This is a genomic window from Peribacillus phoenicis (genome assembly GCF_047238085.1).
Taxonomy (GTDB): domain Bacteria; phylum Bacillota; class Bacilli; order Bacillales; family DSM-1321; genus Peribacillus.
Map to the genome: position 1 here is coordinate 3,265,351 of NZ_JBDFMF010000001.1, position 13,824 is coordinate 3,279,174.

14 protein-coding genes and 1 pseudogene are annotated in these 13,824 nt (G+C 41.5%); 3 read left to right on the plus strand and 12 right to left on the minus strand.

What is annotated here, in order from left to right:
- Nucleotides 1-10 precede the first annotated feature (10 nt).
- From spoIIIAE to ABC374_RS15990, 9 genes and pseudogenes are all read right to left on the minus strand, one after another.
- Nucleotides 11-1,219 (minus strand): stage III sporulation protein AE, encoded by a 1,209-nt coding sequence (gene spoIIIAE / locus ABC374_RS15950; protein ID WP_413018849.1) that lies wholly within the window; start codon nt 1,217-1,219, stop codon nt 11-13.
- Nucleotides 1,220-1,252: 33 nt separating this feature from the next.
- Nucleotides 1,253-1,633: a stage III sporulation protein AD gene (spoIIIAD, locus tag ABC374_RS15955; protein WP_223255841.1), complete on the minus strand. Its 381-nt coding sequence runs from the start codon at nt 1,631-1,633 to the stop codon at nt 1,253-1,255.
- Nucleotides 1,634-1,656: 23 nt separating this feature from the next.
- Nucleotides 1,657-1,860: a stage III sporulation protein AC gene (gene spoIIIAC / locus ABC374_RS15960; protein WP_034308319.1), complete on the minus strand. Its 204-nt coding sequence runs from the start codon at nt 1,858-1,860 to the stop codon at nt 1,657-1,659.
- 21 nt (nt 1,861-1,881) lie between these two features.
- Complete coding sequence (spoIIIAB, locus tag ABC374_RS15965; RefSeq protein WP_350299449.1) at nt 1,882-2,397, minus strand: stage III sporulation protein SpoIIIAB; 516 nt, start codon at nt 2,395-2,397, stop codon at nt 1,882-1,884.
- Nucleotides 2,390-3,322, minus strand: a complete 933-nt coding sequence (spoIIIAA, locus tag ABC374_RS15970) for a stage III sporulation protein AA (RefSeq protein WP_413018852.1) — start codon at nt 3,320-3,322, stop codon at nt 2,390-2,392. The genes spoIIIAB and spoIIIAA overlap by 8 nt, the downstream gene beginning before the upstream one ends.
- A 645-nt stretch (nt 3,323-3,967) precedes the next feature.
- The gene (gene efp, locus ABC374_RS15975) at nt 3,968-4,525 is read right to left on the minus strand and encodes an elongation factor P (protein WP_034308328.1); all 558 of its coding nucleotides are present in this window, start codon (nt 4,523-4,525) and stop codon (nt 3,968-3,970) included.
- 26 nt (nt 4,526-4,551) lie between these two features.
- Nucleotides 4,552-5,614: pseudogene (locus ABC374_RS15980) on the minus strand (M24 family metallopeptidase).
- A complete protein-coding gene (gene aroQ / locus ABC374_RS15985; protein ID WP_137016305.1) occupies nt 5,615-6,061 on the minus strand; it encodes a type II 3-dehydroquinate dehydratase in 447 nt (148 codons plus the stop codon). It abuts the pseudogene before it with no gap.
- 94 nt (nt 6,062-6,155) lie between these two features.
- Nucleotides 6,156-6,668 carry a YqhR family membrane protein gene (locus ABC374_RS15990; RefSeq protein ID WP_413018854.1) on the minus strand — a complete coding sequence of 171 codons (513 nt, stop codon included), beginning with the start codon at nt 6,666-6,668 and terminating at the stop codon, nt 6,156-6,158.
- 332 nt (nt 6,669-7,000) lie between these two features.
- On the opposite strand from ABC374_RS15990, the gene ABC374_RS15995 reads away from it, so the two are divergent.
- Nucleotides 7,001-7,954: a DUF1385 domain-containing protein gene (locus ABC374_RS15995; protein WP_413018856.1), complete on the plus strand. Its 954-nt coding sequence runs from the start codon at nt 7,001-7,003 to the stop codon at nt 7,952-7,954.
- A gap of 138 nt (nt 7,955-8,092) precedes the next feature.
- Complete coding sequence (locus tag ABC374_RS16000) at nt 8,093-8,467, plus strand: SA1362 family protein (RefSeq protein ID WP_048677789.1); 375 nt, start codon at nt 8,093-8,095, stop codon at nt 8,465-8,467.
- Nucleotides 8,468-8,490: 23 nt separating this feature from the next.
- Here the strand turns inward: ABC374_RS16000 and ABC374_RS16005 are convergent, their stop codons facing one another.
- The gene (locus ABC374_RS16005) at nt 8,491-9,372 is read right to left on the minus strand and encodes a patatin-like phospholipase family protein (protein ID WP_350299454.1); all 882 of its coding nucleotides are present in this window, start codon (nt 9,370-9,372) and stop codon (nt 8,491-8,493) included.
- Between the two features lie 84 nt (nt 9,373-9,456).
- A complete protein-coding gene (gene splB / locus ABC374_RS16010; RefSeq protein WP_350299455.1) occupies nt 9,457-10,482 on the minus strand; it encodes a spore photoproduct lyase in 1,026 nt (341 codons plus the stop codon).
- Nucleotides 10,483-10,619: 137 nt separating this feature from the next.
- Between splB and ABC374_RS16015 the strand changes: the two genes are divergently transcribed.
- Nucleotides 10,620-10,805: a hypothetical protein gene (locus ABC374_RS16015; RefSeq protein WP_048688331.1), complete on the plus strand. Its 186-nt coding sequence runs from the start codon at nt 10,620-10,622 to the stop codon at nt 10,803-10,805.
- A gap of 148 nt (nt 10,806-10,953) precedes the next feature.
- Here the strand turns inward: ABC374_RS16015 and ABC374_RS16020 are convergent, their stop codons facing one another.
- Nucleotides 10,954-13,524, minus strand: a complete 2,571-nt coding sequence (locus ABC374_RS16020) for a vitamin B12-dependent ribonucleotide reductase (RefSeq protein WP_413018859.1) — start codon at nt 13,522-13,524, stop codon at nt 10,954-10,956.
- Between the last annotated feature and the right edge of the window lie 300 nt (nt 13,525-13,824).

A 13,824-nucleotide genomic window follows, 5' to 3' on the forward strand; every position in this document is an offset into this window, starting at 1 on the left:
CTCCTCCTTTCTAACGAACCATCAAGGTAATGTTTCCAGAGGCGATAATTACCGTGATACTTAAAAAAAACATGAGTGAGACAATGGCCAATGCAGCGAAAATATAAATCATGCTTTTACTAATAATGTCAAGGCATTTTATTACTGGTCCTCCGCCAAGCGGCTGCAAAAGACTCGCTGCCAATTTATAGACAAAAGAAATCATCAGGATTTTTATGGCGGGAAACGTGGTAATGAGCAAGAGTATGATGACTCCAGACAAGCCGACTGTATTCTTCAATAGAACGGAGGCACTTATGACCGTATCCGTTGCATCGGTAAACATACGCCCTATTACCGGTATAAAGTTACCTGTCACGAATTTGGCCGTCCTGATCGTCACTCCGTCAGCTACAGCAGATGATGCCCCCTGAACGGATATCACACCAAGAAATATGGTCATGAAAGCCCCAAGGATACCGATAGCAAAATTACGGAGAAGCTGTGCCAGCTGTGTCACTTTATAATGTTCGGTCAGCGTACTGACAATGCTTAAAATCGCTGCAAAGAATAATAACGGAAGGACGACAAACTGGATCAAGATACCGCTTGTATTCATCAAAAACATTAAAACCGGATGAAAGAAAGCAGCCGATACAAGTCCCCCTGAAGCAGCTATCAATGCCAAGAGTAAAGGGATGAGCGCCATTAAAAAGGAAATCATCAAATCTATCGTATCTTTTGTATATTCAATCGCCACATGAAAACTGTTAAGTGCCAAAATGATCAGCACCATATAAACGATTGCATAAGCGACCTTACTCACGGAGCTTTGCTCGAACGCATTCTGCAAAGACTGGAGGAACATGCTGAAAACGGTTAATAAAATGAGTGATCCCAGCAGCTTTCCATTCACGAGCAGTTCATGAAAAATGAATTTTGTCATTCCCTTTATCCATTGCTCAAAGGAAAATTTCTTATCGCCGCTTACGAAGTCCATAAAGCTCCCTTTCTGGCTTTCTGGTAGAAATCCTCCATATTCCGTAACGATGTCATCCCAATATTGTTTGAGCTCATCGACACCCAGCCTTTCTATTTGGGCTTGTACCAGCTCGGACTGCATGATCGGCTCTTGTTCGATTTCACCATTATCAGGATTTTCGGCAGCTTGTCCAATAGATGCATGCAAAAAAAAGAGTAAAACGAATAGAATGGATAAGTAAGGCATCCGCTGCTTCATACATTCACCTCATTGACTAGTAGGAGTAATCCGTTAACTTGGGAGCATCTGTAAAATCGTTTCGATAATGACCGTTAAAATCGGAATCGCCATGGCAAGTATCAAGATTTTTCCGCTTAATTCTATTTTGGAAGCGAGGGAACCTTGCCCTGCATCTTTTGTTATTTGAGAAGCGAATTCTGCAATATAGGCAATTCCGATTATTTTTAAGATGGTCTCTAGATACACGGTATTTACATTCGCATTAACCGCAATTTTTTCTAACATTAAAATAATTTCGTATATTTTGTCAGCTAAAAAAAGAAAAATGGAACATCCTACAAAAACGACAAGCAGGAAGGCTAAATTTGGTTTTTGCTCTTTGACGATCAGTGCCAAAAAGGTGGCAACTAGGGCAATGGCCACGATTTTTATGATTTCAATCGCGAATCCCTCCCTTACTGAAATAGAAATACAGATTTAATTTTTTGAAATAAATCCTCTACTACAGAAGCTACCATGAATAAAATATAGATGAATCCGAAAAGTGTCACCCACTGGGCATATTCCTTCTTCCCAACCTGATCGAGTATCGTGTGAAGAAACGCCACTACTAGCCCCACACCCGCTATTTTAAATATGATGTCCACATCAATGCCCATTTTCATTCCCCCCACATATTCCTACATCAGCAAGATGATCAATAATAACCCTGATAAAAAACCAAGACTTTTCATCATTTTTTCATATTTTCCCTGTCGGTCTAGTGCATCGCTCTCTTCCCGTTCCAAGTGTGCCATCGTTAGCATGATTTGCTTTTGCTGATGATATTTATCGCTTTTTCCAAGCGTCTCCCCAAACTGTGAAAGAATCTCGAATTCTCCCTGTTTTAAAGCAAGGGATTGCCATATTTTCTTCAAACTATCATCCCATGCTTCCTTGACGGTGGTCTCTCCGGACTCGAGTCGGTTTGCAAATGTATCGAAAAAGATGGATAAAGGTTTGGCCATCTGTTTAGAAAGTTTCCTTGCCGCTTCTTTCAAAGGTGTATGACCAAACATGATTTCAGCTTCAAGCGATTGCATGGCGACTTTCAGCTGTCTCAGTTGACGAGGCCTCATACTTAATTTTTTCGCAGCTTCAAAACCTGCCCATGTCGTTGCAATAATAATTATCGCTGCTCCTATTAACTTAAACATGCGGGTTCACACTTCCCCCCAAGAAAATGGGAACTCCCGCAGAATCAAGGACATTGTAGCTCCTCTTGCCGGATTTACTTCTCTGTAATTCTATAAACCGTTCAAAGATGTTTTGCTTTAATATTTCGGCGATAAAAGGTCGCTTCTTAATTTCATCCAGTGTATGGCCATGTGTAGTTATCATGAGTTTAATACCTGCGTTCACGGCTTCCAGCACAGCCTGCGTATCCGCTGCGCGGCCTATTTCATCCACGATCAATACATCTGGGGACATCGAACGGATCATCATCATCATCCCTTCCGCTTTAGGACATCCATCGAGCACATCAACCCTTGTTCCAAATTGGAGCTGCGGCACTCCATGGACACATCCGGCAATTTCCGAGCGCTCGTCCACTATCCCCACCTTTTGAGGGGCAATGCCGTGTTTTTCATTACCACTGGATATCAGTCTTGCAATATCACGTAATATGGTCGTTTTTCCCGTTTGCGGAGCACCAATCAACATTGTATGCTGCCATTCCCCGTCATATAAGTAAGAAGTGAGCGGTTCAGCTGCACCTATTTTTTCACGTGCAACCCGAATATTGAAGGAGGAAATATCCCTGATCGCTTTGACCGACCCATTTTCCAAAATCACCTTGCCAGCAAGCCCCACCCGATGTCCGCCCGCAATGGTTATATATCCTCGCTTTAATTCTTCCTCAAGTGTATATAACGAAAATTGACCTATTTGATTCAATAATTGATCCGCATCCGAATGGGTCACTTCATAGGAAAAGAAGTATGGTTCCCCTCCTACAATGACTTCAAGCGGCCTTCCAACCCGAATTCGCAGTTCTTCCATCTTATCGATCATCATCGGTGTCATACCCCGGAGTTGCTCGTATAATTTTTTCGGTAAAAAAGAAAGAATCGTTTCCATTTTGACAATCCTCCTGTATACACCACTTTCAATAAAATATATGCCGTCCAGCCTGCAATGATGACAGGCTATTAAAGAAACAGACCATTTATTGATTTTTTTATGACTTCGGGGATCTAAAAAACACACAAAAAAAGGCCGAGAAATTAATCTCGGTCTCAGGCTGTAAAAAAAATTCGAACAAAGCGAGTTTGCCTACAGGATGGCTTGTACAATTTGGACGTTGATTGGAACGTAGGGCACTCGCTCCAATCAACTTTGTTTTAACTTTTAGATAGAACCCTTTTGCCTAATAGAATTATTAAAACTTAAGGTGATGAGGATTCTTTCTAAACATGATTCTATTCAGCGAGATCAGCTTGAAATGTTAGACCAACTGGTGCCAGCTTGTAAAATGGAGGTTTAAAGTACACAACAACAAATAAAAAGGGCTATCGTGAGTACAAATCCTTCAGTGTACAGAAAGTAAAGACCATCAGATGTGGTGACACGCCATATTCGGCAAGAATATATGGAAGAAGCAGATCATCTGCGTCATCCGAAGTCAAATCCACTAAAAAATCAAAAAGGTTTCGGAATGAGTCCATTCCGAAACCTTTTTGTCTACAAACTGAAACCGAGATCTTCACCTCGGTCTTCTTTCATTTATGCACGTGATACGTATGATCCTTCATTAGTATTGATCAATAGTTTGTCACCTTGGTTGATGAAGAATGGAACTTGAACCGAAAGGCCCGTCTCAAGTACGGCTGACTTCGTGCCGCCTGAAGATGTATCGCCTTTAATTCCCGGCTCCGTTTCCGCCACTTCAAGTTCCACTGTGTTTGGAAGCTCGACCCCAAGTGTTTCCGCTTGGAAAGTCATGATATGCACTTCCATATTTTCCTTAAGAAACTTAAGTTCACGTTCAATGCTTGAAGCAGGCAGCTCGATTTGGTCATATGTTTCGTTATCCATGAATACATGGCTATCTCCACTTGCATAAAGGTACTGCATCTTGCGGTTTTCGATATGTGCTTTAGCGACTTTTTCACCAGCACGGAATGTTTTCTCTTGGATTGAACCCGTACGAAGGTTACGAAGTTTAGAACGTACAAAAGCTGCACCTTTACCAGGTTTAACGTGTTGGAACTCGATAACCTGCCAAATTCCGTTATCTACTTCAATCGTAACACCCGTGCGAAAATCGTTTACAGAAATCATAAATTTGTCCTCCTACATGTACATGTTTACAGAATGATTAACTCTTTGGTTGAATGAGTAAGTGCTTCGTTACCATCAAGTGTAACGATTGTATCATCTTCAATCCGCACTCCGCCTACCCCAGGTAAGTAAATGCCCGGTTCAACGGTTACGGCCATACCTGGTTCTAAAATGATATCAGACCTAACGGATAATGCTGGACCTTCATGAACTTCAGAGACCGATACCATGTCCAGTCGAATGTCCAAAATACTGCCCATATCCCTTTTCTTCAATTAGATTTCGAGTTAGTGCATCCGCTTCCTTGCCAGTCATACCAGGTTTGATCCCAGCCATTCCTCGCAGTTGAGCTTCCAAAACAATGTCATAAATATTAATAAGTTCTTCACTTGGCTTGCCAACCGCTAATGTCCGAGTGATGTCAGACACATACCCATTATAGTATGCCCCGTAATCCAATGTGACGAAATCGCCTTTTTCAATGATTTTATCCGTAGCCACTCCATGCGGAAGTGCGGACCTTAAGCCGGAAGCCACAATAATATCGAAGGAAGAAGAAGTTGCCCCTTGTTTCCTCATAAAGAACTCAAGTTCATTGGATACATCCAGTTCCGAGATCCCTGGACGCAGGAAATCCAGAATATGTGTAAATGCAGCATCAGCAATAGCAGCCGCTTCCTTTAATATCTTAATCTCTGATGAAGTCTTTATCAAGCGTAAATTCTCAATAACCCCCGACACCGGCAAAAGCTGACCATCAATGGCCGCTTCGTATGCCTTATATGTAGCATAAGTCAGGTGTTCTTGCTCAAAGCCCAGCTTGCCGATATTCATCGCTTTAGCCTGCTTGCCGACTTCTTCGATGATGGTTCCTTTGTGTTGAACGACCTCATAGTCCGGCGCCTGCTTGCCCGCTTGTTCCACGTATCTGAAATCAGTGATGAATTTAGCTTCTTTTTGGGAAATAAGTACAACGCCTGCACTTCCCGTAAAGTTGGTCATGAATCGGCGGTTATATGTACTGGTAATCAAAAAACCATCAATGCCCGCCTTTTCCATTGAGGCTCTTAAGCGTATTAGTTTATTCATTTAATTTCTCCCCTTTGCAATCTTTGTGATCGCCTGCAACGCCAATTCATATCCGTGTATCCCCAAGCCGACAATCTGTCCCGCCGTTACCGGTGCGGTCACTGATTCATGCCGAAAGCTTTCACGGGCATGTATGTTCGAAATATGCACTTCCACCACTGGAACATCAATTCCGGCTATTGCATCACGAATCGCATAGCTATAATGAGTAAAAGCTCCAGGATTAATGATAATCCCGTCGATCCCATGATCCTCTGACCAATGGAGCTTGTCGATAATCGCTCCTTCATGGTTAGTTTGAAAAGAAGTCAATTCCACATCTAACCCTTGAGCTTGCTGCATTAATTGCGCTTCCACATCCGCAAGCGTCGAGGATCCATAATGCGCAGGTTCCCGCTTCCCCAAGCGATTTAAATTCGGACCATTGATTAGTAAGATTTTTGTCATCATCAAACACCTGCTCATGTTAAAAGAATGCTTTCCATGAACATTCTATCATAATTCCAAATTGTCTTACTACTTTTTTACAACCAAGAAGCAATCAGCTTTCCGATTGCTTCTCGGCTTTGTTTTTTTGACGTATATATTCCTGATGATCGTATGAAATAGAAAACCCTACAAAAAGACCGTATATAATAAAAATGCATACACTTGTTATAACCGTATTTGCTGACATTTTATAAAAGGTTGGCAAATCGATGAACATCGGTTTCAGGACAAATACCAGCAAAGCCCAGCAAACCACCCCCAAAATAATACCCGGAAAAATACTCTTCATCCTTTTAAAAAGACTATAGTAGATAAAAGCGATCCCCACGGATAGAATTCCGAACAAAATTATGGTCATTACCGTACCGAGCCAATGATCGATCCAGGTCATATTGGACCACGAGGTAAGTATGAATTTTGGGCTAAAATCCATAAAGTTAATATAATGGGCTATGATTCCGATAAAACTGGCTAAAGCCCCCCCAACAAAACCGACAGCAAGTACATTGTAGATTAACATGCTTTGATATTCCTGTTGAATTTGTCCTTTTTCATTAGAAGACATATCAATCACCTCCGCTACGTAGTATGCCCTTTGTTAAATAGAACTATTTTTTTTTATTCTTAGGAAGGAGAATCACTAGAGGTTTTGTGATTTATTCTGTATGATTAAATCATAAATAATCTACTTTTTTCAGAGGAAAATACCCATCCTCTGTTGAAGTTTATAATGTACACGGGATACTACCTTCCTGTGATTCAACATTCATAAAGTACTTGCAGGGTTAAAGCTTCCATTCAATTTTGGAGGGGCGCCTTTACCCATGTGATGCTTGATAATAAACATGTTAGCACCCTTGAGAGAGCTACGTGAATAACTATTAGGTTGGTGTAGAAATGTCTGAGGTTCAAAAACCCGTTTACGGAGGGCAGGCTGTTGTGGAAGGCGTCATGTTCGGCGGCAAACATCACACAGTCACTGCGGTACGCCGCAAAGATTCGACGATTGTATATTATCATCTGCCTCGTGAATCGAAACCTGTCGTCAACAGCTTAAAAAGAGTACCGTTTCTACGGGGTATCGTATCACTGGTTCAGTCAAGTGCCACCGGCTCGAAACATCTGAACTTTTCAACTGAACAGTATGAAGAAGAAGACGGGGAAAAGCAGGAAGAAAAGAAAAATGAAACGAAAGAATCTTCTAAAATGAGTGTATGGCTTGGAGTTGCCGTAATCGGCGTTCTTTCCTTCCTATTCGGGAAGCTGCTTTTCACCTTGATTCCTGTCTTCCTCGCAAAATTGACAGAACCCATTTTCAGTGGCTATACGGCTCAGGTATTAGTGGAAAGCTTGTTCAAGCTGATCTTACTACTCGTATATATTTATGTAGTTTCCTTGACGCCATTAATCAAGCGGGTCTTTCAGTATCACGGAGCAGAGCATAAGGTGATCAATTGCTTTGAAAGCGGAAAAGAATTGACGGTTGCAAATGTGCAGGCAAGTTCCCGCCTTCATTATCGCTGTGGCAGCAGTTTTATTTTATTTACTGTCATTGTAGGGATGTTTGTCTATCTTCTTGTACCAATTGATCCGCTATGGGTACGTGTCGTCAATCGAATTTTGCTTATCCCGGTCGTGCTAGGCATTGCCTTCGAGGTATTGCAGGCAACGAACAAATTAAAGGATATTCCTGTTCTGCGCTACCTTGGTTACCCTGGACTTTGGCTTCAGTTATTGACGACCAAGGCTCCCACCGACGATCAAGTCGAAGTCGCATTGGCATCCTTCCAAGAACTGTTAAGGATGGAAAAAGAGACAGAAAAAAGTTTAGAATCCGATGTAATTGTGTAAAACATCTATACACATTTTGATTATGGAAAATCATATACTAAACTAAGGGAATGACCTTCATTTTTTTCAAATATTTTACATGAAGAATGTTTAAAATAAGCTAAAAATGCTTATGATGCTCTTAAGGAGGTGTCTTTGTTGAAACGTTTCATATCTTTCATGATATACGGAATCATCGCCCTCGGAGTCCTCGGACTATTGAGCCGACTATTTAATGACCCGATTGGCTTTTTTAGAAACATTCTCATAATAGCCATTGTCGCAGGGATTATTTATATGATTTATACCGGATTAACAAAGGGAAAACCAGTTAAGAAAGAGCAGCAAGCATTCCGAAAGGCTGCCCGCCAATCGAAAAAAAGGCTAAAAAATCGAACTTCGAAAAAAGATAATGTGGCTAGCTTCTCTGCAGCAAAATCATCTAAGAAAATAAAATGGAGAAAGAAAACGGATAGTCACTTAACCGTCATCGAAGGGAAAAAGAATAAAAAGAAAAATCGGGCTTCTTTTTAAGAGCCCGATTTTTTTATTCATCATCAATAAGTCCAATTTTTAAGGAATTCTTTCGTGCACTGTCTGCCCCGTTTCATCAATTCACCCTTTTGTTCATCATTCAGATTGAAATCCATTGCAGAAATTCCCTTCATCGGGATAAATACAATATTATGGACGTGTTTCTTGGAGATATATCGTGCATCATGGGAATCTTTCATCGTTTTGAATAGTGCGGAAAATAATTCAACCGCATTATCCACCTCATGCGGTTTCCATATCTCATCGACACTCAGCCGCAAGCCTATGACCGGCCGTTCCTTCCTTACATGATCTGAATTGAATAACCACATAGGAAAATTGCTTAAAACACCTCCATCAACAAAAAGTAACTTGCTTTTTCCGACATCGAGTTTGACTGGCTCAAAGAAATAAGGAATGCTACAACTCATTCTTACTGCCTTTGCAACTGGAAAAGTGATCGGATCAATGCCATAGTTCGGTAGATCATCAGGCAGAACCACCAATTTCCCATTTGTGATGTCAGAGGTTATGATACGAAGGGATTTCGGTCGAACATCCTTAAAAGTGACTACATTCCTTTCGGCAAGTTTACTGGCAACCCAACCTTCCAATGCATCGCCTTTATAAAGGCCAAGTCTCCAGTATACAAGAAGCCATTTGGCAAGCGGGATAGGCAAAAGACCACGCCTTTTATCCAGCAGGCCGCTTAAATCTATATCAATAAATAGCTTTTCCATTTCTTTTCCGGTGTACCCAGCTGCCACGAAAGCTGCAATTATGGATCCTGCACTTGTACCGGCTGTCCGATGGAATACAAATCCCCGTTCTTCTAATTCCTGCAGGGCTCCCACTAAACCATAGCCTTTAATCCCGCCTCCGGAAAAAACGCCGTCAATAATCATAGCTGCCCTCCCCTAATCCGGTCTTTACATTTCTAAGCAGGATTAGAGGAATTTATGACAGTTTTAGATAGAAAATTGCCTTAATCAGGTAAAATACTGAATTTCCGCTTTCGGGAAAAATTCCGCGATATACCCACGAATGGTCGTTTCCAGTTCTGCGGCTTCTTCGGTTTGATAAACATATTTACCAATGCCATATCGGCCCCATTTATATTTACGCTTCGTTTCGTCCAGTTCCAATTTTGTTTTCGGGTAGTTTTTTTGAATCACTTTTTTTGCTGGACCAGTGAACCGATGCTGGATTAATTCAAAAGTCAAATCCGGTATATCCACCCCTTTTAACGCCTCACTCAATCGTTCGAATAATTCGTGATAGCCCTCCTTCCATGCTTCATGACGATATATTGGAGCTACGATAAAACCCAGGGGATATCCGGCACCTGCCACTTTGCGTGCCGCTTCCATCCTTTCCTCGAAGCTCGAAGTGCCTGGCTCGAAATTCTTTATCACAAAACGCGAATTTATACTGAACCGAAATCTCGTTTTTCCATTATGTTCAGCATCCAACAGATGGTCGACATGATGAAATTTAGTTACGAACCTTAAAACCCCATATTCACTTTTTCCAAAATATTCTATGGCCCTTTTTAAAGAATGTGTCAAATGGTCAATTCCGACAATATCCGATGTACAGGCTGCCTCAAAACGGGTAATTTCCGGCTTTCTCTCATTTATATATTTTTCGGCTGCCTCGAAAATCTCGTCAAGATTCACATATGTCCTAATATATGGTTTCGATCCGAGTGTCGTCTGTAAATAGCAATAGTGACAATGCCCCATACACCCTGTAGCAAGAGGGATGGCATATTCAGCAGATGGCTTTGAAGAATCGAATTTCAATGTTTTTCTTATTCCTACCACAAGCGTCGATTTGGCGACACGATATTTTTGCAGATCATTTTCCCCAGGAAGATCCCTAATTTGGTTATGCGATGTGGTCTCACGGATTTCAATGTTCAAATCTTCGAATTTCTTTTTCAATTCCCGGCCAAGCGGGTATTCCAGTGCCCTGGGCTCGATATATACTAACTGTGGCATAAATGGTTTCATTTCGATCTCCATTCTTTTTTCGATTTGTTCATACTTTCAATCGAACTACACAATCTAATTCATAAGGATAGTTTTTCTTTATTCTTTTATCCTCATGATTGTTTTTACTTGGAAATTCAAAATGAAGGAGATGCGATATGGCTAATAAACGAGACTTCTTGACAAATGGAATGGGAAAACAAACGATCACCGTCCAAACAGATAATAAATTTCCAAATCCAAGGAATATACCTGGAGACTCGGTCGATGAATTTTCGGTATTGAAAGATGGCAACCAATATCTAGCCGAAAAGGAAATAGGGCAGCAAAATGAAAATGGTTGATTGAACGCAAAAAGAAGACCGAATTTACGATGATTCGGTCTTCTCTATTGGCATGTAATTGAACAGACTGTCAATAACAACTTTTAAGACACTAAAAAAGCCGTTAAGATAGCTTTGCAGCATACTTAACGACTTCCCTTACATCAGCTTATAGCCCGCATTTTAATTGTGCTCCGCAATTCGTGCAAGTATTGCATCCGCCCATTTCCTGGACTTCGCCTTTACGGCACACCGGGCAAGTGTTGCCCACTTCCGACCCAATCGTAACGTTAGTCGAACGCAGTTCATTTATCGTATCGACCAATACGACTTTTTTCTTTACTTCCACATCTGTCAATTCATCCATTTCAAGCTGTTCGTCCATTTGGTTTTCTTCCGCTTTGAGCGTAAGAACCTGACTGTCACGGCTGCCATCCACATATACAGTACCGCCTTTTGCTCCGCCTTTGTATAGACGTTCATATACTTTTTCAACTTGTTCGACAGTATATCCTTTTGGAGCATTTACCGTTTTACTGATCGAGCTGTCAATCCAGCGTTGAATGATGCATTGAACATCAGCATGTGCTTCTGGAGCTAATTCCATAGCGGAAATGAACCATTTTGGAAGCTCTTCTGTATCGGCTTCTGGATGACGGTCCAAGTATTCCTGTACAATGTCAGCCTTCACTTCAATGAATTTACCAAGACGGCCGCTGCGGAAATACGTGAAGGAGAAATATGGTTCAAGACCTGTTGATACCCCAACCATCGTTCCTGTGCTTCCTGTAGGAGCCACTGTCAATAAATGAGAGTTACGGATGCCATGTGCAGCAATACTTTCCCTGATATCTACAGGCATTTTTTCCATAAATCCGGTTTGTGTGAAACGTGTTCTTAGCTCATCGGTTTCTTTGTCCGTTGACCCGATCAGGAACGGGAAACTGCCTTTTTCTTTAGCAAGTTCCACGGAAGCCCTGTAAGCTGTCGTCGCAATGGTTTCAAACACCTTGTCAACCAGGATATTTCCTTCCTCAGAGCCATATTCCGTCTCACAGTAGATCAAAAGGTCATGCAGACCCATTACACCAAGTCCAACCCGTCGCTCGCCCAGTGCCTGTTTTTTGTTTTCATCCAAGAAATAAGGAGTTGCGTCAATGACATTGTCCTGCATACGCACCCCGACTTCGACAGTCTGCTTAAGTTTCTCGAAATTAACCGTTTTGCTTTCTTTATCAGCCATTTCAGCCAGATTGACGGCTGCAAGGTTACATACTGAATATGGGGCCAATGGCTGTTCTCCACAAGGGTTCGTGGCTACGACCTGTTGACCGTATGCTTTGGCATTCGTCATTTCATTAGCATTATCGATAAAGAAAATACCTGGTTCAGCAGAATATGTTGCACAAATGTTTATTAAATTCCAAAGCTCTTTAGCTCGGATTTTACGGTAAACACGGACTTTGTGACCCATTTTCTCCCATTCGCGAACATCACCGACATTATGCCATTCTTCATTGTAAATGGCCATTTCTTCGGCATTATAGCTTTCAACATCAGGAAAACGCAATTCGTATTCCGCATCTTGTTCCGCCGCTTCCATGAATTCCTTAGTCAGGCAAATCGAGATGTTGGCTCCAGTCAGAAAATCAGAATTATGGACACTGTACGTTCCCCCTGTACGGAGCTTTTCCTCTGCATCCCTAATGATTTTCTCGCTAAATCCGCCTTGGCCAGGAATCTCCTTATAATTGATGATCCCTTGATACATAGCCGTTTCCTGTTCCGTGTGCGGCGTGAATTTCAATTTATCCGTCGCATATTTCTTGATGGCTTCATCTTTAGTATTTTCCACTAGGTAACGCAGAATCCTCGGGTTTTGCATTTTAGAAATGATAAACTCTGCAATATCAGGATGCCAATCAGCAAGCATGATCATTTGCGCGCCCCGTCTGCTACCGCCCTGTTCAACTAGATGCGTCAGTTTGGCAATATCGTCAAGCCATGAGACTGAACCGGAGGATTTTCCATTTACCCCTTTTGCCAGAGTGTTTCTAGGACGCAGTGTCGACCCGTTCGTTCCCACTCCGCCGCCGCGGCTCATGATTTCCATCACTTGTTTCCTATGTTCTGAAATCCCTTCACGTGAATCCGGTACGAATGGCATTACATAGCAGTTGAAATAAGTAACATCCGTATTGGAACCCGCACCGTATAATACTCGGCCTGCCGGGACGAAATTAAGGTTCTTTAATTCTTCATAGAATTTATTGAACCATTCCGTTCTCTTTTCTTCCGTGGTTTCCACTGATGCCAATCCCGTTGCATTACGTTTCGCAATTTGTTCATAGTATATTTCAAGCGGCTTTTCGATTATATCCAACGGACGGTTTACAATTCCCGTCTCCACTTCTTCCGGATTATCCAATACGCCACGGAATTCTTCATCCACCAATACCTTGGCTTTTTTGGTTTCCCAATCAATTTCAACGATGTAGCCGAGACCCCTTGCCGGGAATTTCGGATCTTCCTTAATCGTCAACACGACGAAATCGCCTGCCGAGAGTGTGATTTTTTCAGTATCCTTAAAAGAATAGCGGTCAAGCATGACTAGACGGGACACTCCCTTATGCGCCATTTTCATATCAGCCGTTACAGGGTGAACCTGGGGAAATAAAGAAATATCCTTATTCAACCTTTCTAGATCAACCTTTAAAGCTTCTTTTATTACAACCGACATAATTCCCTCTCCTTTATATGTTTCAAGATCCGTTCTTGCTGCCGCAAAAATCTTTATGTAGCCTTACATGTCCGTTTCGCTTAACAAGTACCCTAAATTTATCATAGCGAAACTCAAAAATCAACATATAGTGTTGCATTAAATATTTCAACTACTATATATTGTGTTTGATTTGAATAACTTTTAATTTTGTCAAACGTTAAATCAATTAATATAGTTAGCAAAAGGGAGGAAAATGTCGATTTACAATAATTTTTCATCAGATTTCAATTAATTTGGACCTTGCTTTTTCCCCATCCC

Bases quoted from the DNA above. Each gene is read 5' to 3' on its own strand.
- aroQ (WP_137016305.1), bottom strand. From the start codon at position 6,061: ATGACAAAAATCTTACTAATCAATGGTCCGAATTTAAATCGCTTGGGG.
- spoIIIAB (WP_350299449.1), bottom strand. From the start codon at position 2,397: ATGTTTAAGTTAATAGGAGCAGCGATAATTATTATTGCAACGACATGG.
- ABC374_RS16020 (WP_413018859.1), bottom strand. From the start codon at position 13,524: ATGTCGGTTGTAATAAAAGAAGCTTTAAAGGTTGATCTAGAAAGGTTG.
- spoIIIAC (WP_034308319.1), bottom strand. From the start codon at position 1,860: ATGGGCATTGATGTGGACATCATATTTAAAATAGCGGGTGTGGGGCTA.
- splB (WP_350299455.1), bottom strand. From the start codon at position 10,482: ATGAAACCATTTATGCCACAGTTAGTATATATCGAGCCCAGGGCACTG.
- ABC374_RS16005 (WP_350299454.1), bottom strand. From the start codon at position 9,372: ATGATTATTGACGGCGTTTTTTCCGGAGGCGGGATTAAAGGCTATGGT.
- ABC374_RS15990 (WP_413018854.1), bottom strand. From the start codon at position 6,668: ATGTCTTCTAATGAAAAAGGACAAATTCAACAGGAATATCAAAGCATG.
- ABC374_RS16015 (WP_048688331.1), top strand. From the start codon at position 10,620: ATGGCTAATAAACGAGACTTCTTGACAAATGGAATGGGAAAACAAACG.
- spoIIIAA (WP_413018852.1), bottom strand. From the start codon at position 3,322: ATGGAAACGATTCTTTCTTTTTTACCGAAAAAATTATACGAGCAACTC.
- spoIIIAE (WP_413018849.1), bottom strand. From the start codon at position 1,219: ATGAAGCAGCGGATGCCTTACTTATCCATTCTATTCGTTTTACTCTTT.
- ABC374_RS15995 (WP_413018856.1), top strand. From the start codon at position 7,001: ATGTCTGAGGTTCAAAAACCCGTTTACGGAGGGCAGGCTGTTGTGGAA.
- efp (WP_034308328.1), bottom strand. From the start codon at position 4,525: ATGATTTCTGTAAACGATTTTCGCACGGGTGTTACGATTGAAGTAGAT.